Raw genomic sequence first — 23,344 nt, 5'->3', positions numbered from 1 at the left:
CTCAAACGCTGGATTAATCGTCGTTCATGATACCGAGAATGCTCAGTAAGCTTGTAAACAGATTAAGAATATTCAGATACATCGAGATAGTGGCTGAAATATAGTTGGTCTCTTCACCGCGCACGATGCGGCTGGTATCAAATAAAATGAAACCAGAAAACACCAGCGCTGAGATGCTGCTGATCGCTAAGTGAGCGACGGTTGAACCAACGAAAATGTTGATCAGCGCAGCAACAATCACAATGATCAAGCCTGCGAATAAGAAATTACGCATGAAAGAGAAATCTTTCTTGCTGGTGATGGTGTAAGCCGACAGACCGAGGAACACCATACCGGTCAGGCCGAGTGCTTGAGCAATCACAACCGGACCATTTGGCATCGCCGCATAGAAATTGAGCATTGGACCAAGGGCTGCCCCCATCAATCCGGTAAACACAAAAGTCCATACCACGCCTGACGATGAATTAATCGCTTTTGGCATCACGAAAAACAGAATGCCAATCGCGGCTAATTGCATCACTAACGCGATGATAGGAGAAATGCCGATAGCCATGGTCGCCATCGCAGCAATTGCGCTGGTGACAAGGGTCATCGAAAGCAGGAAATAGGTGTTTTTCAAAACCTTGTTGGTTTCAAGGGTCCGTTCCAAGCTGGACGTTCTGGTAAATATTGGCGTGTTCATACTTTTCCTCTGTTAAAAGTACTGATTGCATGGCAACAGTTATGAGGCTCTCGGCTATAAATTTCAAGCCCTTTGTGCTGTTTGAACTCATAATAATCAAAATTGATGACAAAAGTGATGATGAGTTGTAACGCAATATTTCATGGGTTTTACGGCCGGTGAATGCTGAGCAAATCCATAAGCTCAATCCCCGAGCCACTAGCTAGGCTTTTCGGGGATTAAGTGGCTTTTAGTGAATTGAATGGCAATGGCGGCCGCTAATGGTGCAGAATTTGAGCAAGAAAATTTTGAGTACGCTCCGATTGTGGATTGGCAAAGAATGCTTGTGGGTGGTTTTGTTCAATGATCTCTCCAGCATCCATAAAAATCACTCGATCCGCTACTTCTTTGGCAAATCCCATTTCATGGGTAACACACAGCATGGTCATCCCTTCTTCTGCCAGTTCGACCATCACATCCAGCACTTCGCGTACCATTTCTGGATCAAGCGCTGAGGTTGGTTCATCAAACAGCATAATTTGTGGATTCATGCACAGTGAACGGGCAATCGCCACCCGTTGCTGCTGACCTCCGGATAACTGCCCCGGATATTTATCCGCTTGCTCAGGAATCCGTACCCGGGTCAGGTATTTCATCGCGATCTGTTCCGCTTGTTGCTTGGGCATTTTTTTGACCCAAATCGGCGCGAGGGTACAATTTTCTAAAACCGTGAGATGAGGAAACAGATTAAAGTGCTGAAAACACATGCCCACTTCACGGCGTACCAATTCGATGTTTTTTAAATCTGCCGTTAATTGGTGACCAGCAACGGTAATTTGCCCAGTTTGATGCTCTTCAAGACGATTAATACAGCGGATCATGGTGGATTTGCCAGAGCCTGAGGGGCCACAAATGACGATTTTTTCACCTTTTTTAACGGCTAGATTAATGTTTTTTAGGACATGAAATTGGCCATACCACTTATTCATATCGGTAATTTGGATCATCAAGGGAGCGTTGAGTGGTTGCGTCATACTAGATTCCTTGCAAAGTGACTTATCGTTTGTGACCGGTATGGAGTTTGCCTTCGAGCCAAATCGAATATCTCGACATGCTAAAGCAGAAGATCCAGAACACTAACGCGACAAAAACATAACTTTCGGTAGCAAAACCGAGCCAATTCGGGTCGGTGTTGGCGGCTTGGCCGATGCCTAATACATCGAACATGCCGATGATCAGCACCAAACTGGTATCTTTAAATAGGCCAATAAAGGTATTCACAATCGGCGGAATGGTGATTTTCAGCGCTTGCGGCAAAATGATCAGCCCGGTTTTTTTCCAGTAGCTCAAACCGAGTGCATCCGCCGCTTCGTATTGGCCTTTAGGGATCGCTTGTAGACCGCCCCGAATCACCTCTGCGATGTAAGCAGCACTAAACATTGCAACTCCAATCAAGGCACGCAGCAGTTTGTCAATGTCACTGCCTTGCGCTAAAAACAGCGGCAGCATGACCGAGGCCATGAACAACACCGTGATCAGCGGAACGCCACGCCATACTTCAATATATACGGTGCACAAACTGCGAATGATCGGCATGTTAGAGCGTCGTCCTAAGGCCAACACGATGCCAATCGGTAGCGAAGCAATGATGCCGACTAAAGCGATGATTAAAGTGACTAACAATCCGCCCCATTGGTGAGTTTCGACCACTTGGAGTCCAAACATGCCACCATACAGCAGTAGGGTGGCAAACAAGGGATAGATATTGACGAAAAATAGCCAGAGCCAGCCTTTTTTCGGTGTTTTTTCATAGGCCAGTAAGGCGATTAAGAGGGCGAGTGTAAAGAAAAACAGTCGTGGTCGCCATAGTTCGCTGGCTGGGTAGAAGCCATACATAAATTGCTCCCAGCGCATACGAATAAATACCCAACAAGCGCCGTCGAGCGTGCAATCCTCACGGGTGGTACCACGCCAATTGGCATTAATGATTGCCCAATCAACAAGCTGCCAAATACCTTGCAGTGCGAAATAACCTAAAACTAACGTCGCCATCGTGTGCCACGGGCCATTAAATAAGTTTTTATGCAGCCAACGGACTAACCCGGTGTGATTGACTGGCGGTGGTAGGTTCGGCTGAAATTGATGTCTGTTCATAATTATCTCTCCACCAGAGCCACTTTGCGGTTGTACAGATTCATCAAGGCCGAGGTGATTAAACTCAGGCTCAAATAAACCAGCATGGTCATTGAAATAATCTCAATTGCTTGGCCTGTTTGGTTAAGGGTGGTTCCCGCAAAAACGGACACCAAATCGGGATAACCGATCGCCATTGCCAGAGAGGAGTTTTTGGTTAAATTCAGATATTGGCTGGTCAGCGGTGGAATAATAATGCGTAGCGCTTGAGGAATAATGATCAATTTCAAGGTGTGCGAACGAGGCAGGCCAAGGGACATCGCTGCTTCAGTTTGGCCGTGATTGACCGCGTTGATCCCTGAGCGCACAATCTCGGCGATAAATGACGCGGTATAGATGGTTAAGGCCACCAATAATGCCGCAAATTCCGGCAGAACCGAGATCCCACCTTGGAAATTAAAGCCGCGTAGAACCGGATATTCCACCCCAATCGGTTGACCTAGCAGCCAATACACCATCAATGGCAATGCCATACAGCATAACAAAACATAGCGATAAATTGGGGTTTGCTGACCTGTCAAGCGTTGACGGTTGTGGGCCCAAATGCTCAATAGCCAGCAGGCGAGCCCCCCAATAATCAGCGCCATTGCTACCCATCCGCTGCCAGTGCCAAACACCGGTTTGGCAAGATACAGTCCCTTAATATTAAGATAGAACCATTCACCAAAGTGCATGCTTTGTTTGGTTGAGGGAAGGGCTCGTAACACCACGAAGTACCAAAAGAAGATCTGCAGCAGCAATGGAATATTGCGGAAGGTCTCGATATATACCGTGGCCAAGCGGCTGATCAGCCAGTGACGAGATAAACGGGCAATGCCTAATATAAATCCGAGTAATGTAGCAAAAAGAATCCCCAGCACGGAAACCAGCGCAGTGTTCAGCAGCCCAACTAAAAATGTGCGCGCATAACTGTAGGTTTCATCATACGCCACTAGAGATTGGCTAATACCAAAGCCCGCGGGCTGCTCTAAAAAGGCAAATCCGGTCGCGATACCGCGCGATGCCAAATTGGTGAGCGCGTTATTCACGATAGTGAATAGCACAAAAGCGACGATACCAACGGCGATCAATTGAAATAGAGCAGAGCGAAAAGTTGGGTTATACAGGAAATGGGTATGCTTAGTCTGCTCGTCAGAAGGGTGTGACATCGCTTTATTGATAGGCTTCATACAGCGATAACCTCTTATCCATTTTGTGTGTGCGGCGACAAGCCTTGTGCCGCGTTGTTAGTGGCCGTGCTTGTGCGCAACACAAGCCACAAGCACGGTCAGAGGGTGACAGATTATGATGATCAATTAGCGGATAGGTGGGGCATACATGAAACCACCCGCATTCCACAGCGCATTGACACCACGGTCAATTTTAAGTGGTGAGCCTGTACCCACGGTACGCTCGAAGATCTCACCATAGTTACCGACTTGTTTTACGATCTGATAGCCCCAGTCATCACGGATCCCTAGTCCGCTACCTTTAGGGCCATCTAAACCTAAGATCCGTTTTACATCTGGATTGTCGGATTTCAGCATTTGTTCAACGTTTTTCGAGGTGATGCCATATTCTTCGGCATTGATCATGGCGAACAGCACCCATTTGGTCACGCTGAACCATTGATCATCATTTTGACGCACCACGGGGCCAAGCGGCTCTTTGGAAATAATTTCCGGTAACACCATTGCCGAATCGGGTTTTTCTAGATTGAGGCGCAGCGCGTAAAGACCGGACTGATCGGTGGTGAGTACATCACAACGACCCGCATCAAAACCTTTTGAGGTTTGAGCTCCGGTATCAAACACTACCGGTTTATAACTCATGCCGTTATTACGGAAATAATCGGCAAGATTAAGTTCGGTGGTGGTACCGGATTCAACACAAACCGACGCACCATCCAATTCTTTGGCACTTTTTACCCCCAACTCTTTTTTGACCATAAAACCTTGGCCATCGTAGTAAGTGACCCCAACGAAGTTAAGACCTAGGGTGCTGTCACGTTGTAACGTCCAAGTGGTGTTACGCGATAGCACATCAATTTCGCCCGATTGCAGCGCAGTGAAACGCTCTTTGGCGGTGAGTGGCACATATTTGACTTTGGTTTTATCCCCCAGCACCGCTGCCGCCAATGCTTGGCAATACTCCACGTCGAGCCCTTCCCATTCCCCTTTAGCATTAGGGTTAGAGAAACCGGGCAAACCAGTACTGACACCACAAGTCAGTACGCCTTGAGATAACACTTTGTCGAGCGTGCTGGGTGCCGCGGATGCCGAATAAGACAGCAACGCAGATGAGGCAGTGACGACAGAAGCAAGAATCGTGAATTTATTCGCCATTTGTATCCTTCCTGTTTACTCTGTTTTGGGTAATCCATTGTTGACTGAGTGACACCTGATACCAGGGTTTTACAATGTTGTGTGATGGTGCTTTATAAGTTGAAAGTGATTTGTTGGTTAAACCTCACCACCGTGCTTGCACATTAATGAATCAATTCGCAGTAAGCGTAGGTAAGGATGTCCGATTTCTCAAACCATTCATGAAAAGAGTGAGTTAGTCGCTCCCGCCCAGTTACGCTACTCAGCATGGCGAACTGTTAAATAAATGTAAATGGTGCAACAAGGCAACAAAGTGGTGCAACAGAATGGCGTGAGGGTGGGAAAATCGAGTGCCATTTATTTATGCTGCTGTTAGGTTGAAATTTGGTCGCTTTCGCTGGTTTGGTGGCAAAATTTGCACAGATTTTATTTGCTTTCGGTTATTGGATGCTTTTATTGCCCCATTTTTGGTAGCATGGGCCAATTCAGGATGGATACCGATAAGATGGACTATGCGCTATTTCCCGTTGTTTTTGGATTTAACCAATAAACCGGTATTGGTGGTGGGCGGTGGAGAAGTCGCTTGCCGAAAAATTGATGCGTTACTCCGAGCGGATGCCAAGGTGACGGTGATTTCACCGCAAGTTAGCGCCACTTTGCAATCGTGGATTGAGCAAGGTAAGTGTACTTGGATCCAGCATTTTTACTCATCCCATTGGTTAGATAGCCGTTATGTTCAAGTCTGGGCAACCACGGACAATCCCCAACTCAATCATCAAGTTTATCAAGATGCCAAACAGCAGGGGATTTTAGTCAATGTGGTGGATGATCAACCCTACTGCGATTTTATTACCCCCTCGATGATCGAAAGAGGGCGCATTCAACTAGCTATTTCTAGCGGTGGTGCATCGCCAGTATTGGTGCGCAATATTCGTCAAACCTTAGAGTCGGTATTGGCGCATAATCTGGCGCTGTTGGCGGATTTTGCTGCATCAAAACGTAATTCGATTAAGCAGTTTCTGCCTAACGTTGATCTGCGCCGCCAGTTTTGGGAGCGTTTTTTTGCCGACCCACAAGTGCAGCATACGCAAGATCGAGACGTGTTAGAGTCGATTTATCGGCATTTACTCACTCAACCCAGTGCTAAGGTATGGAGTACAACATGGATTGAGTTTGGATCGGATGTTGAGTTGCTCGCACTGAAAGCGCTGCGCTACATGCAGCAAGCCGAGCTGGTGTTGCATACGCAAAATTGCCCGTTTGAGTTTATTGATCTGTGCCGCCGTGATGCGCAGCGGCAGAGTTTTGACTCACCGGTTGAGTTGAGTGCTCTGTTAGCTCAAGCCCAGCAGCAGGCACAAAACGTGTGTGTGTTGATCCCCGCTGCCAGTCAGCAATATGCGTTATTACAAGGCAAAGCGCGGTGCTTAAAATTAGCCACGCAGGTTTAATGCCACTCATTTTCCACCGATAAAAACGGCAAGCAATGTTCAAACCGTTGCTTGCCGCTGAGTTTTCCGCCTCATTCAATTCAACGGGCAGATGATGTTTCGTGTGCCGAGATCGTTAAGCGTGCTGCGAGCCTCTGAGCGCAAAGCGTTCAATTGCAATCGCTACGCCATCTTGGTCATTACTCAACGTGATGTGATCGGCCAGTTGTTTGGTTTCATCCATCGCATTGGCCATCGCAATACCGAGTCCGGCATATTCGAGCATATGGTGATCATTTTCGGCATCACCCATACAGATCACTTCATGGGCTGCAATCCCTAAATGTTCCGCGATTGCTTTAACCCCAACCCCTTTATTGCTGCCGAGATTGAGAAACTCTAAGAAAAATGGCGCGCTTTGCACCACCGTAAACTCTTCTCGCCACTGTGGCGCTAATTGAGCAATCGCCTGAGTCAGTTTTTCTGGCTCACCGACAATCATCGCTTTAATGATCGGGTGATCGTCTGCTAACTGTTCAAAATCCATTTCGGTGATGTTAAGACCATTGATGTTGGCTTCAACTTGAGTGTATTGGCTGGTTTGTGGGGTGATCAACCCATGCTCTTGGCTAAACGCATGGCAATTGAGTTCAAGCTGTTGTGCCAAACGTGCAACGCGTTTCGCTGCGTGGCCATCAATGATCTGCTGATAAATAATTTCACCACTGGCGACATTCGCTACCATAGAACCGTTGTAGTACAGCACATAATCTTGATCGCTGGTCAGTTGTAATTCTTCCAATTTACTGCGCATACCATCAAGCGGGCGGCCAGAAGCCAGCACGACCTGAATGCCTTGTTGACGTGCGTCGGCAATTGCCTGTTTGGTGCGGGGAGAAATTTGTTTTTGGCTATTGAGCAGCGTGCCATCCATATCGAGTGCAATCAATTTGTACATCAGATACCTAGCTAAAATTGAACAACAAGGCGTGTGATTATATACATTTTCACCCTCAACAGTGAGCAAAGCTGCTCAAAAATGAAAGTCGCGGTGATTTTGCTGGCGGGTTAGGTATTTAAATTGAACTTGATCACCTTCTCGATTATGGTCTGCTCGCACAGCGTGGCCACTGATCCAAGCCTATCACAATATCAATATTGCTTATAAAGGAGCACAACATGAAAAAAGCGGTCGTCGTGTTTAGCGGAGGACAAGATTCAACCACTTGTTTGGTTCAAGCATGCCAGGAATTTGATGAGGTACACGCGATTACTTTTGATTATGGTCAGCGCCATAAATTAGAGATAGAAGTGGCACAAAGATTGGCAAAGCAGCTAGGTGTTGCAGCGCATAAAGTGATGGATGTCGGTTTGCTTAATGAATTGGCGATAAGCTCACTGACGCGTGATGACATTCCTGTATCTCATCAGTTGCAAGCGAACGGTTTACCCAATTCATTTGTGCCTGGGCGCAATATTCTATTTTTAACCTTGGCCGGTATTTATGCCTATCAAATTGGTGCGACCACCATCATTACTGGGGTATGTGAAACCGATTTTTCAGGGTATCCAGATTGTCGCCATGAGTTTGTACAAGCGATGAACCAAGCGTTAGCCAAGGGGATGGATCTGCCATTGACGATTGAAACTCCGCTAATGTGGTTAAATAAAGCGGAAACGTGGGCTTTAGCCGATCAACTGGGAGCGCTAGAGCTGATCCGTCATCACACGCTAACTTGTTACAACGGATTGATGGGTGATGGCTGCGGTGAGTGTCCTGCTTGCCAGTTACGTCATGCTGGACTGAATCACTATTTGGATCATCGCACCACTGTGCGCAATGCGCTTAACGACAAGCTACTTTCCTTATAGGCGCTTACAATGAGCGAGCGATAGATAGCATACCGGTTCTGCTGGTTTACTTAATTGCAGCATCATTAAAAAATACTGTATGAAAATCCAGTATTTGATTGACAAGTCAACAAAGTGGACTATGCTGTAATTATATACAGTGAAGGAGGGCTTAATATGTTTTCTGATCGACTCGAACGTGTTAACCGTTTGCGCCAACAGGCGATGAACAACCCTGATTTTCTTCAAGCCGCCAAGCAGCATGAAGAGACTTTACAACAGGTAGAACAGCATTTTGAAGCCAAGCGATCGCGCAGAAAGCCGCTTAAACGGCAAAAAACATTGGCCGATATTTTTGAACAAGCGGAGTTTGGCCGCCGACCAGATGATGTGACTCACTAAGGTGATCTTGTCACGCTAATTAAGCCGGAGCTCGCGCTGACCGGCTTTTAGTACCTTTGGCATCCTGTTTTTATCTTGTGTTAAGGATCGCGATATTATGAGTGAGGCATTGCTTTATGAGGGATAGCGTGGCTTTTGGGGGCTCGGATGTTTGCCATGAAAATCCCTGTTCGACTTATGCTGCGCTGAGAATTTTGCATGGTTAGATTTGGTGTTGCTAGTTTTGCTGTGATTAGCTTTGCCACGATGATGCGCCGATTTTTTTTGCTGAGCTTGAGCATGTTTGGCTAATGCATTTTCATCTGGCAGCACAAAATAAGGGTCTTGATAATGCGCTGCCGGCCCCAATTCTTGAACAACCAAACGATTCCATAATTCACGATCAAAGCCTTGCTCTGGAATCGCAGGGTAGAGTGTTTCAATTTCCTCTTGCGCATACTCAAGAAAAGCGTTCTTTTGAATTTGGTTAAAACGCACCGCGACGCGGTTATGTTGGTTAATCCATGCCATTTTAAAGCGTTGCAGCTCCGCCTTCGCTTCCTCAAGCGTCAAACGAGATAAATAGAGGCGTTTATAAGAGACTTTTCTATCCAGCATAGTGCGCATGGCTGTTTGGATATAGTCACCGTGGTGGGTAATCGAAATCTCATTACTATCAAACAGATTGACGCACCAACCTTTGGGTTGAAACTCGGTTTGTTGATAGTGATGATTACGTGCCACTAATGCCTGATGGAGCACTAAATCAGATTTACCGCGAAAGGTTTGTTGCCATTTAGCGATTCGGACTTGAATTGAACCCGGCAAACGAAAAATATGTTTAAATTTATCTTGTTCCATAGGCTTATTGGCAACCCAAGCGGGTGTGTTTTATCGAAATTTCGATTTCCACCGGCGTAATAATAGTCATGATATTGTTGAATGAAGCATCAGCTAACGGGTCACAGTAGTGACGACCCCACAACACTTAATACGCTTTGATGGTGGGCGGCAGCTGTTATTCCCTTATCTGGCAAGCCATGCTCGCTGGTTTGGGATTGTTGGGGCACGAATTCTACACCTTTTTTAATACCTAACGCGAGCTTAAGTAGTTATATTTGTCGCCTAGGTAGTGCAATCATGACAAGCAGGGGGTGTTTCCCCTGCATTGTAAAAGGTTCCGGTCGGTTATGGTGTTAGTCATATCAAGCTGACACTATAAAACCAACCGTATAAGCCTAATCGTATAAACCTAGCAGCATTAACCGAGTAGCATCAAGCCATGCGGTAAACTTTCCCCAAATGCTCGTTGGGTTTCGTTGGCATTCAATTCCATCACCTCACTGACCAAATTAATCCATGATTCACTCACTCGGCTCTGTTTAAGCTTGCTCACTACTTGGGCTCGCCACTCTTCATTGACGTCACGGCTACGATCGCCGGTTTTGCGACACATCATTACAACAGCAAAAGCGCACATTGGCTGTTGTTGCCAATCTTGCTGCAATAGTTTGGGTAACCAATCCTCGATCTGATCTTTGGGTAGTATGGTATGCAAACTACCGTACAATGGCGTGCGCGCGGCCAAACGACCGCAAGCCCACCAATGGGCTTGTTGGTACTGGTTATGATTGAGGGCTTTATTGAGAAACCAAGTCGCGAGCAGGGTTTTATCGTCGACATGCAGATGTTCGAGTGATGCGGCCAAGCGTACCATCGCCTCATAGCCTTTATCTTGAGTTTCTTTGCTTGAAGCCACGCTGCGCATTGCGCTTGGATGTAAATATTTAGCGATATCGGCCAGCACGGTTTCTTGTTGGGCTTGATTTAAGCCTCCCGCCACTCGCCGCCACAATACCCACCAATCGGTCCAACCTTGCGAATTACTAAATTGGATACCAGCTTGATACAGCGCCCAGAGCTGCTCAATCCGCCAACTGTCGCTCGCATCACCAAATCCAGGGCGCAAACTAAATCCAGCAAGGCGTAGCCAGTTTTTTTCATGCAGCTCTGAGCGGCGGCGACGTTTGCGACCGAGTAACAGAGTATCAAATAGGCTACGCAGCGTGGCAAAATCCCATGCGTCCCGCTTGCCTAAGCGTTGTTCTAAGGCTTTAGTCAGGGTTTTAATGGCTTGTTGATCAGCATTGGTTTTATTGGCGCTATATGCGGCGCTGATTAACGCTTTGGCCGCTTGTAATTGTGTTGAATCACCCACTGATTCAGTTTGCTGTTCAGGGCTGGTCATTGCCTTGCCACGAACATCAAACTCCACTTGCCAGCGCTGAGTCTCATCATCGGGATTGATACACACCATGTTTAATGTGCCCACTTCGGTTAATTGGCAGGCCAGTTGCACTGCAATGCGCTGTTTTTGATTGGCGGCCAATTCCCGGGTATTCAAGGCTGGCAAGCTGACAATATAAGGTGGCAATGGCTGAAATTTATCAGGGTCGATCGCGACCAATGCTCCATTTTGTATTTTGCCATCAGCGCTGATCTGACCATGGGTTGAAGTCAGCAAATTAAAACGGACTGGTTCACCAACAGTAAGTGCAAAACGGCGGCTAGTGAGGCGAATTTCTTGCCCTTCGCGACTGCCTTTCGCGAGCAAACAGAGCGCGTTGCCGAGTCGGTTTTTTTCCGGTAAATGCAGAAAATAAGAGCGAGCGGCTCCGCCGCCAATTTTCAGTTGTGCGCCGCGTGTGGCTTTGGCATAGGCGACCGCGCCGAGTGCCACAGACCAGTCGGGATGTGGGTTATCGAGTAGGGTAACTGGCCGCCCTAGCCATTCGCTGAGCAGAGTGACCAGACGTGATCTAATCAGTTCACTGTTAAAAACACCGCCATTGAGCAGCAGAGCTGTCGGTAGGCGTGAGGGATTATCGGTTGATGTTTGCTCAGCCGTGTGAGGTTGACTGAGAAACTCAGCAATGTGTTTGCTCACCGCCGGATCTGCCGCATATGGCAAGCCAAACTCAACCACCGCACGGCGGCGTTTTTCTGGTCTGGTTTCTCGGCTTGTGAGTGGGAAGAAACCGTCAAGCGCGAGTTGATGTACTTCAGCACGGCTTAGGCTAACACTTTGAGCTCCACTGAGTAATTTTGAGCCACTGCCCAGCAAAGTGATGTTGATCTGCTCTGGTGGATTAGCGGCCAGCAGACGTTCTTTGGCTTGGCGGGTTTGCTGGATCAGTTTGGATAAGCTCGCCGTGCTTAAGGTTTTCGCTTGATTGCCCTGCTGTTGTTTAAGTCGAGTTTCAACGATATGCGCCAACGCAAGATCGAGGTTATCTCCGCCAAGCATCAGATGATCACCAACCTCGATCCGATTTAACTGTAGGATTTGTTGCGGATCAAATTGAGCGGCGATCAAGCTTAAATCTGTGGTGCCGCCTCCCACATCACACACTAAAATCAGCGGTGCTGAGTGTAAAATATCGCTGGCTGTAGCCTGATGGCGATGATGCCAGTCATAGCAGACCGCTTGTGGCTCCTCAAGCAGCAGGATCTCAGGCAGCCCAGCTAACTTTGCCGCTTCAAGCGTTAATTTTCGGGCGCTTTCATCAAACGAAGCGGGGACGGTAACCACAACTTGCTGCGCGGCTAATTGATCGGAAGGATGACGATGATCCCAAGCTTGACGAATGTGATTGAGATAACTGGCACTGGCAATCAGTGGTGAGACTTGCTCAACATCTGCAGCTGCGCCCCAAGGCAGAATGGGCTGAGTGCGATCAACATGCGGATGTGACAACCAACTTTTGGCACTGGTGACTTGTCGGCCTTCGATTTTCGCACCTAGTTCACGTGCCCATTGGCCAATGATCACTTGGGGTAAATCACCATCAACCGGTTGTGATGACCAAGGTAGGGTTAAATCTGCATCACTAAATTGATTTGGAGCGGGATGATAGCGAAAAGAGGGCAGCAGTGGTTGGCGTAACACTTCACCGGGACCAACCAACTGATCGACTGGAAAAATTTCGATTGGAGATTGTTGCAGGTTATCGTTCAGCTCACAGAAAGCCACCACAGTGTTGGTGGTGCCAAGATCAATGCCGACCAAAAAACGAGCAGATGACATGTGCTACCTCGTCGTAATAAACGTTCAGCGGCACCGCAAGCGATGCTGCACTCCATCGGGAGTCATAACTCAATGATTAAGCGTGATCAGTCTCAGAGCTTGGCTTATCACGCACATCAAACTCTACATGCCAAGTTTGACCGTTATCAGCGGCAATCGCTTCAAGACACAGAGTACCCAATTCTGTCACCCGAGTGGCGAGAGTGACTGGCACCACGTCACCGATGCGGCGACCTTGCTCGGCTGGTAAGGTGATCTGAATCGGTGGTAGCTCAGTTAACTCATCATAAGTCCAGTCGACTAAATGGGTTCCCGGATCGTCATTACGGCGTACCGTTGAACCATAGAATTGGAAATGTACCGGCTGGCCAATCACTAAGCCAAATTGACGCTGAGCCACTTGCGTGCTGGAGCCTTCTTCCATGCCAAATGGAGCCACGCAAAGTGCTTCCATTGGCGGCGCGAAGCCCGGAATGGCCGGCATTGCGCTTTCAATGCCCACATAATAAGCCGAAGCGATCCCACCACGGATGCGCACCCCTTGTCCTTGCCGTACTACGCCGTAATAGGCGGCACCGCGTGCCACAGCCAGATCGAGATCAATCCCTTGCAGCAATTTCGCCGCCGGGTGATTGGCTTGGCTTAACCAGCCATTAATCGTTGAGATCAAACGCTCGGTAAGCAGTGGTGATTTCAGCACCCCACCATTGAGCAAAATCGCATTGGGTTTAATAAAATCGCTGTGCGCGGCTGACATACTGCTCAGCCCTGGCATGGAAAATGGCAATGCGTCGGTTTGCGCTTGGGTCGATTGGCCTTGCGCATTCGCTTGTTTGCTTAAAAAGGCTGCAATGTGGCGCGTGATACCGGCATCTTGTGCGTAGGGCAAACTCATTTGGGTCAAAGCGCCGCGCATTTTTTGTTGTGGTTGCTCGTGAATAGCCACGGCTGGGAAGAAGCCATCGACTAAGGTTTGCTGTAAATGTTCACGAGTTAGCTCGGTTTTCAAGGTGCTGCCGAGCAGTTTTGAGCCACGACTAGGGACTACAATCGGCACGGCGGCTAAATCGGGCTGGCTGAGTAACGCTTCTTTAGCATCACGACAAGCATGAGTCATCGCTTGTACTTGCCACATTTGTAACTCTTGACCTTGTTGAGCCAACTTCATTTTCAAGCCATAGGCGAGGGCGAGATCCATATTATCGCCACCGAGCAAAATATGCTCGCCAACCGCGATCCGTTTCAGGGCGAGAGTGCCTTGATCTTCGGTCACTTCAACCAAAGAGAGATCAGTGGTACCACCACCAATATCGATCACCAACACCACATCGCTGACACTCACTTCGCTGCGCCACTGTTCATGGCGATTATCGATCCAACTGTACAGTGCGGCTTGTGGCTCTTCGAGGAGAGTTACTTGCTGCAGGCCAATATTACGTGCCGCTTCAACGGTGAGCTCGCGTGCTGCTGGATCAAATGAGGCCGGTACGGTGATGGTGACTTCTTGCTCGGCTAAGCACGCATCAGGATGAGCGTGATCCCACGCCGCTTGCAGATGGGCTAAATAGAGTTCAGTGGCACGCAGTGGCGAAATTTTGCTGACTTCTTCAGGGCTAGCCAATGGCAAAAACGCCTCGCGCCGATTGACGCCTGCATGACACAACCAAGATTTGGCGCTTGCCACTAAGCGAATCGGGGTTTTGCTACCAAGGTTACGCGCAATCGCTCCCACCAGCGCATTCGGTTCGCTGCTCCAAGGTAAACGGCGCGCTGAGGCTGCCATTTCATGTTCATGTGGCTGATAGACAAAAGAGCCCAGTTGGTGGAGATTTTCCACGGTGCCCGGCGCGGTCATTTGTGCAATCGGTAACACTTGAATCGGTGGCGTGTCACTGTGATTGGTTGCTAGCGCTTGATAGGCTAGCACGCAGTGGGTGGTTCCTAAATCGATACCGACACTGTATTGGGCTACAGAAGTAGAGCTGTGCATTATAATTCCACCTCGGCTGGGGCAAGAATTGCCGTATCATAGTGCCCTGCCAGTTTTGGCAGCGTGATAGAATCGGCGCGCCAGCCTTGGTGGATCAGCGTGCCGACAAATGGTGCTTGACCAGTCACTTGCCCGGTGAGACGAATCGCCTGCGCATTAAAGCCCGCTTCAATAGTGATACGGCTCTCTTCTGGCTCGCTGCAAATCGGCGATAAGGTTAGATATTCGCGTAATACTTTTTGCCCACCACTGTGGATCACGCGAGCGGCTGCACCCACTTCTTGATCAGAAAACTGGCTGACTTCTTGCTGTAAGAAATCGATCAAGCGCGCTTCTTTTTGTAGTATCGCCAGCAGTTGTAGAGCTGAGTCGGTCGAAGCGGTTGCCAGTGTTGACTCTACTTCCACCACTTTTTCCCGCACCTTCTCTACTTCAATGATTTTTTCTACTTCGACGATTCTTTCAACCGGCTTTTCAATCGTGACGATTTTTTCTACTGGTTTTTCAATGGTTTTTTCTATCACTCGCCCTTGGCGGGTTAAGGCGACAATCAGCATCAATAGTGTGGTGGCCGCAAGACCAGCATGCAGCATATCCAAAGTGGTCGGGATCAGGTTTAGGTCGATATTCATCGTTAATTCTCTGTAGCAGACGCGGTGCAAAGCACAACCAGTTGCAATGCTGAGCGGAAAAACATTAAGCGAAGGAAGCGCGGAAATTTTAACTATCCAGAGCCTCTCAATGGCTTATTACGCTAGACGGTATATTAGCGCTAAGTTTAAATGGGGGTGGATAGTAGCACATTCAAGACGAAAGAGAGTGAACAATCCTGATTTCATCGCGCAACGAAAGATTATTTGGCGACTTGTTGAACAATTCAATTGTATGATTTTTTGATTAAATTTGGTTAACATCGTCGGCCCCGAATTTTGCAATGCATATTTCGGTGATGTTGTAACCTTGAATCGTTTGAAATGATCGTTTTAAGTGACAAAAGATGTTGTGATATAACGCGTCTTGCTCATGGTTGTTGTGGTTGATAATACAAGTAAGTAAAAGATGGATGATCGGCCGTTTTCGCGTAACAGTACCTCTACTGGTGTTTTTGTTTTCTCTGCAGCTCACCGGGCTGGTTGTTTCCGCATATAAAGTGCAACTGCGTTATAACCGCACGATGTTAGAAAATCTAGCCGATCAACAGACGATGACTCTGCAACAGTTTGTGGATAGTGATATTCATTTTATCGGCTCGGCGGCTAATTTTTTTCGCTCCAGTTCAAGCGATGATTGGTGTCGTTTTCATACTTTTGCTGAAGAAGCATTGAAAGGTTCGCAAAGTCTGATCGCCCTGCAGTGGTTAGTCAAAGTGGAGCCAGAGCAAGCCGAAAGCTTTAGCGTACAAATGCGCCAACGTTTCCCAGAATTTACACTATTTACTCTTCTGCCTGAAAGCGGGCAAGTGCAGTATGGTTTTGGTTCAGAGCAAGAGGCAAAATATATCTTATCGGATATCTATCCGCTCAATGACGATAATCAGAAACTGTTGGGTTTTTATTCGGCACGGCAGCGTTTTAAGCTGATACAAGAGGATATCGTGACTCATCGTCGTCCCAATGTATCGGATAAAGTTCGGTTGCTGCAAGACGGGTTTGAACCATTGATAGATAAAGATGGGATATTGGTTTATCACCCAGTTTTTTCTGCTGAAGATGAGCGAACATTACAGGGTATTATGGTTGGTGTTGTACGTTTATCCACTTATGTTGAAAAATTAGTTCAGCTCAGTGCGATGGATAATCTTGATATGCGTATGATCGATACTGGATTTAGCTCCGAAGATAATCCGATCCTTTATCAAAGTCCGACATGGCGAGAAAATGAGCAAGAAGGTCTGCTGGTTGCTCGTAACTTGGTATTTCCTAATCGTGATTGGGTGATTGAGTTTGCGTTGTATGAGTCGGTAACTGTCCGAGAATGGTGGGTGTTGCTGGGGTTAGGCTTGGGTGGTGCCACTATCTCATTTTTGCTCAGTTATATCCTGTATATGCAGACAAAAGAGAAACAACATTTGACAGCGGTGATTGAAGAACGCACGGCCGAGCTACGTTATCTGGTGGAGCACGATAGCTTGACTAAGCTTTATAGCCGCCACTTTTTCAATCAACGATTGTGTAAAAAGTTAGACGGTAAACAATTATTTACCTTGGTGTTATTTGATGTTGACCGTTTTAAACAGATCAACGATAGCTACGGACATCTCGCTGGCGATCATGCGTTAGATCATGTTGCACGGGCGGTGGAGCAACAGCTTAACCACGCAGACACTTTTGCCCGCTTTGGTGGTGATGAGTTCGCCATTTTATCCTCAGTGATCGAGGTTAATGAGCTGTATGAGTATTTAGAGCGAATTCGTAACGCGGTGGCAAGTCAGCCATTTGTGGTCAATTCCGAGGTACAACTGACATTAACCATTAGTGTTGGTGCCAGCGTTAACTGTGGTTACAGCGAGCCTGAAATTCTACAAAGTGTTGATGATCAGCTCTATCTAAGTAAATCGAAAGGGCGCAATCGGGTTTCGATTGCGGAACAATGCTGCAAGGTGGAATCGAAATATGCTTTCAATTCAGGTAGGATGTCGGCCCCCACTTTACAGCAAAAGAACTCACAATGAATTACCACCGTGTCGTATGCTTCGATTTAGAAATGTGTTGTTGGAATGAAAACGGAGTCGGCACCACGGGTGAAATTATAGAAATTGGTTTAGCGGAAATTGATCTGTCGGCGGGTGAAATTGTCAAACGAGCGCAATATTTTGTTAAACCCGAGCAGGATCAAATCTCGCCGTTTTGTGCCGAATTAACCGGGATCACGCCACGTAAAATTGATAAACAAGGTCGGCCACTTGCTGAGGTGATCCAGTCGATGGTCAAAAACTTTGGTGGTTCGAACAAAATCTATGCCTCGTGGGGGCGTGATGATCTTATTTTGATCAAAGAATGCCAAGCCAAAGGAATTAAACTTCCATTTCAAGAGTTTATTAACCTTGCCACCTTATTTCGCATTCAACAGCGCTTAAAAGATCAATGGATTGGTCATCGCGCCGCACAAGAATCACAAGGTATTGCATGGGAAGGGCGTCAGCACTCCGGTTATGTGGATGCGTATAACTTAGCCAAGTTAGCTTTAAGCATGTTGTAGTCGTAGGCTTGCGGGTCAGCAAATAACGTCTGCTGCAGCGAGCCAAAGATTTCGATAAATTGCGCGCTGGTCGTCTCATGCGCCAGCGTGATCAGTGCCAAAAGCGCCTCGGCTTTGGTTGCAGGGTCACATTGGTCATCCAAAATCTGTAAAATTTGCGCGCGGATCAGTTCAAGCTCATGTGCCACAAAGCCGCGTCCCTCTTCTTCACCTTCTTCTTCCTGCGGTGCATTATCGAAGGTCAGAAACAGCATTTCATCATCGATCCGAGCTTCAACCAGACGCTCTGGCAGCCAGATTTCGCCCATCACCACATCAGGGTCAAGGTCGGTGGGCAGTTGATTTAATATAGCTTTGAGTTGAGAGGCTTTCACAATCGCTAGGTATCCTTAAGTATCTGGTACTATTTTAACGGCCAATGGCGGGTAAAAAGAAGCTTCTTTTCAGACTAGTAGCGCTGAAAAGGTCATTTCATGACATCGATTGCTGCTTGTATCGCCAACTAAGGGCACAAATGGTGCGATGGTAGCCGTATTGCGAAAACTCTGTGATACAATTCGTGCAGTTTTTGCCAAGATAATCATAGGAAATGCTTTGACCTCGTCACAGCCCACCCATTCCGCCGCTCAGCCTAAAGCCAATAGTGCGGCTAGTTTAAAGCAGGCACTGGCTCAGTGTCTGATCAAAGACCGCTTTCGCCTCAGCAAACGAATTGATGGCGCGAGCAAAATCAAACATGAATCCGCTCGTCATGCGGTTTTTGATGAGATAGCACTGGATATTGCACAGTCGATGATGGTAGTTGCGCAGCGTAAACAGCAGATGCCGAAAATCGACTATCCCGCTTTACTGCCCGTTAGCCAAAAGCGCGAGGATATTGCTCAGGCGATTGCCCATCATCAAGTGGTGATTGTGGCGGGTGAGACAGGCTCAGGTAAAACCACTCAGCTACCGAAAATTTGCGCCGAGTTAGGGCGCGGCAAATATGGCCTGATTGGTCATACTCAGCCGCGTCGTCTGGCGGCCCGTTCGGTTGCCAACCGGATTGCCGAAGAGATGGAAACCGAACTCGGCGGTTTTGTGGGTTATAAAGTGCGCTTTACCGATCAAATTTCTGATCAGACCCAAATTAAATTGATGACCGACGGTATTTTACTGGCCGAGATCCAAAACGATCGCTTTTTGAGTCAATACGATACGATCATTATCGATGAGGCGCATGAGCGCAGCCTCAACATCGATTTTATCTTGGGTTATCTCAAACAGCTGTTGCCGCGCCGGCCCGATCTCAAAGTCATCATCACCTCGGCAACCATCGACCCAGAGCGTTTCTCGAAGCATTTTAGCCATGCGCCGATCATTGAAGTCTCTGGCCGGACTTATCCGGTTGAAGAGCGTTATCGCCCACTGGCGAGTGAGGATGACAGTGAAACGGATCGCGACCAACTGGCCGGTATTTTTGACGCAGTGGATGAACTGTGCGCGGAAGGCTTAGGTGATATTCTGATCTTCATGAACGGTGAGCGCGAAATTCGCGATACCGCCGATGCCCTTGCAAAACGTAACCTACGTGATACAGAAATTGTGCCACTCTACGCCCGTTTATCTGCCGGTGAGCAGAACAAGATTTTCCAATCTCATGCGGGCCGTCGTATCGTGCTCGCCACTAACGTTGCAGAAACCTCGCTGACCGTACCGGGTATCAAATATGTGATTGATCCGGGAACCGCGCGCATTAGCCGTTATAGCTATCGCACTAAAGTGCAACGCCTGCCGATTGAACCGATTTCCCAAGCCAGTGCTAACCAACGTAAAGGTCGTTGTGGGCGAACGGAAGAGGGGATCTGCATTCGACTGTATTCGCATGACGACTTCCTCTCGCGACCTGAGTTTACTGACCCGGAAATTTTGCGCACTAACTTAGCATCGGTGATTTTACAAATGACTGCGCTCGGTCTGGGGGATATTGAAGCTTTCCCGTTTGTGGAAGCGCCGGATAAACGCAATATTCAAGATGGGGTACGCCTGCTCGAAGAGCTGGGCGCCATCAACGATCAAGTCAAAGATCCGAAAAAACGTCTTACCGAAAGTGGTAAGCAGTTGGCACGCCTGCCGATTGACCCGCGTTTGGCGCGCATGGTGCTAGAGGCGTCTCACAATGGCTGCTTAAAAGAGCTGATGATCATTGCTTCGGCACTGTCGATTCAAGATCCACGCGAAAGACCGAGTGATAAACAGCAAGCGGCGGATGAAAAACATCGTCGTTTTAATCATGACGAGTCGGATTTTTTAACCTTAGTTAACCTTTGGCTGTATATCGCTGAGCAGCAAAAGGCCTTGACCAGTAACGCGTTTCGCCGTCAGTGTAAATTGGATTATCTCAACTATTTGCGGGTGCGTGAATGGCAAGATGTGTATAGCCAACTGCATCAATCCACTCGTGAAATGGGCTTTAAGCTCAATACTGAGCCGGGCAGTTACCATGCGGTGCACAGTGCGATCTTGGTCGGTTTACTTTCGCACATCGGGATGAAAGATCAGGAAAAAAATGAATACCACGGCGCGCGTAATGCGCGGTTCAATATTTTCCCTGCTTCTAGTTTGTTCAAAAAACAGCCCAAGTGGGTGATGTCGGCAGAGCTGGTGGAAACCTCAAAATTGTGGGCGCGTGTGGTGGCGAAAATCGAACCCGATTGGATTGAGCCGCTCGCCAAACACCTGATCAAACGCAGCTATAGCGAACCGCATTGGTCGAAGAAAAATGCCGCAGTGATGGCGTATGAAAAAGTGATGCTGTACGGCATCCCGATTGTGCCGAAGCGTTTGGTCAATTACGGCGCTATCGATCCGATACTGTGCCGCGAAATTTTCATGCGCAGTGCATTAGTTGAAGGCGATTGGGAGACCAAACATGCGTTCTTTAAACAAAACCGTGCTCTGCTGGCGGAAGTGGAAGAGCTTGAACACAAGTCACGTCGTCGGGATATTTTGGTTGATGATCAAGCGCTATTCCTATTTTATGACCAACGAGTGGGAAGCGAAGTGGTGTCAGGGCGTCATTTTGACGCGTGGTGGAAAACCACTAGCCGCAAAACGCCCGATCTGCTCAGCTTTGAAAAAGAGATGCTGTTTAAAGGCGATGCCAGTCATATCACTGAGCTGGATTATCCCAACTTTTGGCATCAAGGCAATTTGAAACTCAAGCTCAGTTACCAGTTTGAACCGGGTGAAAATAGTGACGGTGTGACGGTGCATATCCCGCTACCGATCTTAAACCAAGTTGAACCACAGGGTTTTGATTGGCAAATTCCTGGCCTGCGGCATGAGCTGGTGGTCAGTTTAATCAAATCACTGCCCAAAACCCTGCGTAAGAATTTTGTGCCGGCACCCAATTATGCTGACGCTTTTTTAGCGCGGGTGACGCCGTTGGAAATGCCGCTACTCGATGCATTGGAAAAAGAGTTGCGCCGGATGACGGGGGTGACCGTGCAGCGCGAAGATTGGAAGTTAGATCAGTTACCTGCACATCTGAAAATGACTTACCGTGCGGTGGATCATCGCCAGCGTAAGCTCAATGAACACGGCGATCTGCATGAACTGAAAGAGAGCTTAAAACAGCAAGTGCAACAGACACTTTCCCAAGTCGCTGACGATGATATTGAGCAGCGCGATCTGCACACTTGGTCATTTGGTGAACTGCCGAAAATGTACCAGCAAAAGCGCGGTGGGTTTGAGGTTAAAGCTTATCCTGCGCTGGTGGATAAGAAAGACAGTGTCGAAATTAAACTGTTTGAAACCGAGCAAGAGCAGCTCAGCGCGATGCGTGCTGGTCAGCGCCGTTTGATTTTGCTTAATGTGCCATCGCCGATTAAATATCTGCACGCTAACTTGCCCAATAAATCGAAACTCGGTTTGTATTTCAATCCGTATGGCAAAGTGCTGGATTTGATTGATGACTGCATTGCTTGTGGCATCGATAAGCTGATTGAAGAGCGTGGTGGTATGGTATGGCAGCCGCAAGCGTTTGAAGCGCTTAAAGAGCATGTACGTGCTGAGCTGGGTGATACGGTCGTCGAGATAGCGAAGCAGGTGGAAACCATTTTGACCATCGCGTACAACATTAATAAGCGTTTGAAAGGCAAGGTGGATTTCACCATGGCGTTTGCGCTATCGGATGTGAAAGCACAAATTGAAGGGCTAATTTTTAGCGGTTTTGCTACCGAGTGTGGTTGGAAACGCCTGCCCGATATTCTGCGCTATCTGCGCGCGATTGAACGGCGAATGGAGAAACTGCCGATCGATCCTAATAAAGACCGTCTGCATATGTTGAAAATTGAGTCAGTGGCTAAACAATATCAGCAATTACTCAACAAGATCCCAAAAGGGATGGCGCTGCCAGAGTCTGTCAAAGAGATCCGTTGGATGTTCGAAGAGCTACGGGTCAGCTATTTTGCGCAACAGCTTGGCACCCCGTATCCGGTTTCGGATAAACGAATTATTCATGCAATTGACGCTGGTTAGTCATCTTGGCATGTTTCAGTTAGGTATGAAATTTGCTTAACAGAGGCGAATCGCTAAATTGGCACGTAAACTAGCAACTACTTGGAACAAGGGTTGCTCAATGATTAAAAGAAGGTTAACGATGAAAAAAACATTACTGGCTCTGGCATTACTGGGTGCCTCTTCAACGGCCCTGGCCGATTCTTGGATCTATGGTGGTGCCTCGATTGGACGCTCAGATTTTGAAGGCAAAAGTGGCACTTCTTACTCGGTACATGCCGGCACTGGCATTCTGCCCATCATTGGCCTAGAAGCTGGCTATGTTAACCACGGTGATTTTGATATTGGTGCGGTGGAATATTCAGCCTCTTCGCTGTACTTTGCGGTGAAACCAAGCTTTGATTTTGGCCCATTGCATGTGTATGCCAAAGGCGGCATCCATTCATGGGATATTGATGCTAATCGTGGCAAATCCGATGACGGGGTGGATGTAATGTACGGCGTTGGCGCGGAATACTTCATCATGGGCCCACTATCGGTTGGTGCAAGTTATATGAACTACACCATGGATAGCCGTGATGTGAGCACGATTGCTTTGAATGCCACGCTGCACTTTTTGTAATTGAAAGCGATATTTGTCAGCCAGCCCATTTTCGGCTGGCTTTTTTGTATGTCAATCGGGGGATGCGTCAGTGATATGGCTGCCAGCGCAGCTGCGTTTCATTAAATTGACATCGGTTAGACACCAAT

17 protein-coding genes and 1 pseudogene are annotated in these 23,344 nt (G+C 47.8%); 7 read left to right on the top strand and 11 right to left on the bottom strand.

The window, feature by feature from the left end:
- Positions 1 to 13: 13 nt before the first annotated feature.
- From G7083_RS00465 to G7083_RS00445, 5 genes are all read right to left on the bottom strand, one after another.
- Positions 14 to 682 (bottom strand): Bax inhibitor-1/YccA family protein, encoded by a 669-nt coding sequence (locus tag G7083_RS00465; protein ID WP_166013066.1) that lies wholly within the window; start codon positions 680 to 682, stop codon positions 14 to 16.
- A 257-nt stretch (positions 683 to 939) separates the two neighbouring features.
- A complete protein-coding gene (locus G7083_RS00460; protein ID WP_166013065.1) occupies positions 940 to 1,695 on the bottom strand; it encodes an amino acid ABC transporter ATP-binding protein in 756 nt (251 codons plus the stop codon).
- 22 nt (positions 1,696 to 1,717) lie between these two features.
- Positions 1,718 to 2,815, bottom strand: coding sequence for an amino acid ABC transporter permease (locus G7083_RS00455; RefSeq protein WP_166013064.1), 1,098 nt, complete (start codon positions 2,813 to 2,815; stop codon positions 1,718 to 1,720).
- A 2-nt stretch (positions 2,816 to 2,817) separates the two neighbouring features.
- Entirely contained in the window at positions 2,818 to 4,002 is a 1,185-nt protein-coding gene (locus tag G7083_RS00450; RefSeq protein ID WP_346776876.1) for an amino acid ABC transporter permease, read from the bottom strand.
- Between the two features lie 147 nt (positions 4,003 to 4,149).
- Positions 4,150 to 5,178, bottom strand: coding sequence for an amino acid ABC transporter substrate-binding protein (locus G7083_RS00445; RefSeq protein WP_166013062.1), 1,029 nt, complete (start codon positions 5,176 to 5,178; stop codon positions 4,150 to 4,152).
- A gap of 491 nt (positions 5,179 to 5,669) precedes the next feature.
- On the opposite strand from G7083_RS00445, the gene G7083_RS00440 reads away from it, so the two are divergent.
- Positions 5,670 to 6,608: an NAD(P)-dependent oxidoreductase gene (locus G7083_RS00440; protein WP_166013061.1), complete on the top strand. Its 939-nt coding sequence runs from the start codon at positions 5,670 to 5,672 to the stop codon at positions 6,606 to 6,608.
- Positions 6,609 to 6,723: 115 nt separating this feature from the next.
- Here the strand turns inward: G7083_RS00440 and G7083_RS00435 are convergent, their stop codons facing one another.
- Complete coding sequence (locus G7083_RS00435; protein ID WP_166013060.1) at positions 6,724 to 7,545, bottom strand: Cof-type HAD-IIB family hydrolase; 822 nt, start codon at positions 7,543 to 7,545, stop codon at positions 6,724 to 6,726.
- 200 nt (positions 7,546 to 7,745) lie between these two features.
- Here G7083_RS00435 and queC point away from each other — a divergent pair, with 200 nt between their 5' ends.
- Both queC and G7083_RS00425 read left to right on the top strand, forming a co-directional pair.
- A complete protein-coding gene (queC, locus tag G7083_RS00430) occupies positions 7,746 to 8,459 on the top strand; it encodes a 7-cyano-7-deazaguanine synthase QueC (protein ID WP_277347093.1) in 714 nt (237 codons plus the stop codon).
- Positions 8,460 to 8,615: 156 nt separating this feature from the next.
- The gene (locus tag G7083_RS00425; RefSeq protein WP_166013058.1) at positions 8,616 to 8,840 is read left to right on the top strand and encodes a hypothetical protein; all 225 of its coding nucleotides are present in this window, start codon (positions 8,616 to 8,618) and stop codon (positions 8,838 to 8,840) included.
- Between the two features lie 114 nt (positions 8,841 to 8,954).
- Here G7083_RS00425 and G7083_RS00420 read toward each other — a convergent pair whose 3' ends face one another.
- The 4 genes from G7083_RS00420 to G7083_RS00405 form a co-directional block, all read right to left on the bottom strand.
- Positions 8,955 to 9,680, bottom strand: a complete 726-nt coding sequence (locus tag G7083_RS00420) for a hypothetical protein (RefSeq protein ID WP_166013057.1) — start codon at positions 9,678 to 9,680, stop codon at positions 8,955 to 8,957.
- 400 nt (positions 9,681 to 10,080) lie between these two features.
- Complete coding sequence (locus tag G7083_RS00415) at positions 10,081 to 12,906, bottom strand: Hsp70 family protein (protein ID WP_166013056.1); 2,826 nt, start codon at positions 12,904 to 12,906, stop codon at positions 10,081 to 10,083.
- 76 nt (positions 12,907 to 12,982) lie between these two features.
- Positions 12,983 to 14,896: an Hsp70 family protein gene (locus G7083_RS00410; protein ID WP_166013055.1), complete on the bottom strand. Its 1,914-nt coding sequence runs from the start codon at positions 14,894 to 14,896 to the stop codon at positions 12,983 to 12,985.
- On the bottom strand, positions 14,896 to 15,528 hold the full coding sequence (locus G7083_RS00405; protein ID WP_166013054.1) for a DUF2760 domain-containing protein: 633 nt from the start codon (positions 15,526 to 15,528) through the stop codon (positions 14,896 to 14,898). The genes G7083_RS00410 and G7083_RS00405 overlap by 1 nt, the downstream gene beginning before the upstream one ends.
- A 431-nt stretch (positions 15,529 to 15,959) precedes the next feature.
- Between G7083_RS00405 and G7083_RS00400 the strand changes: the two genes are divergently transcribed.
- Positions 15,960 to 17,567, top strand: coding sequence for a diguanylate cyclase (locus G7083_RS00400; protein WP_166013053.1), 1,608 nt, complete (start codon positions 15,960 to 15,962; stop codon positions 17,565 to 17,567).
- On the top strand, positions 17,564 to 18,094 hold the full coding sequence (locus G7083_RS00395) for a 3'-5' exonuclease (RefSeq protein WP_166013052.1): 531 nt from the start codon (positions 17,564 to 17,566) through the stop codon (positions 18,092 to 18,094). Before G7083_RS00400 ends, G7083_RS00395 begins: the two co-directional genes overlap by 4 nt.
- 29 nt (positions 18,095 to 18,123) lie before the next feature.
- Here the strand turns inward: G7083_RS00395 and G7083_RS00390 are convergent.
- A pseudogene (locus tag G7083_RS00390) lies at positions 18,124 to 18,468 on the bottom strand (hypothetical protein); the annotation flags it as partial.
- Between the two features lie 220 nt (positions 18,469 to 18,688).
- Here G7083_RS00390 and hrpA point away from each other — a divergent pair.
- Both hrpA and G7083_RS00380 read left to right on the top strand, forming a co-directional pair.
- Entirely contained in the window at positions 18,689 to 22,615 is a 3,927-nt protein-coding gene (gene hrpA / locus G7083_RS00385) for an ATP-dependent RNA helicase HrpA (RefSeq protein ID WP_166013051.1), read from the top strand.
- A 121-nt stretch (positions 22,616 to 22,736) separates the two neighbouring features.
- Entirely contained in the window at positions 22,737 to 23,216 is a 480-nt protein-coding gene (locus tag G7083_RS00380) for an outer membrane beta-barrel protein (protein ID WP_166013050.1), read from the top strand.
- The last annotated feature ends 128 nt before the right edge of the window (positions 23,217 to 23,344 follow it).

The sequence above is a fragment of the Vibrio sp. HDW18 genome, assembly GCF_011306175.1.
In the GTDB taxonomy this organism is placed as follows: domain Bacteria; phylum Pseudomonadota; class Gammaproteobacteria; order Enterobacterales; family Vibrionaceae; genus Vibrio; species Vibrio chanodichtyis.
Note: the sequence above shows the minus strand (reverse complement) of the source record. Positions and strands in the feature narration are given on the sequence as shown.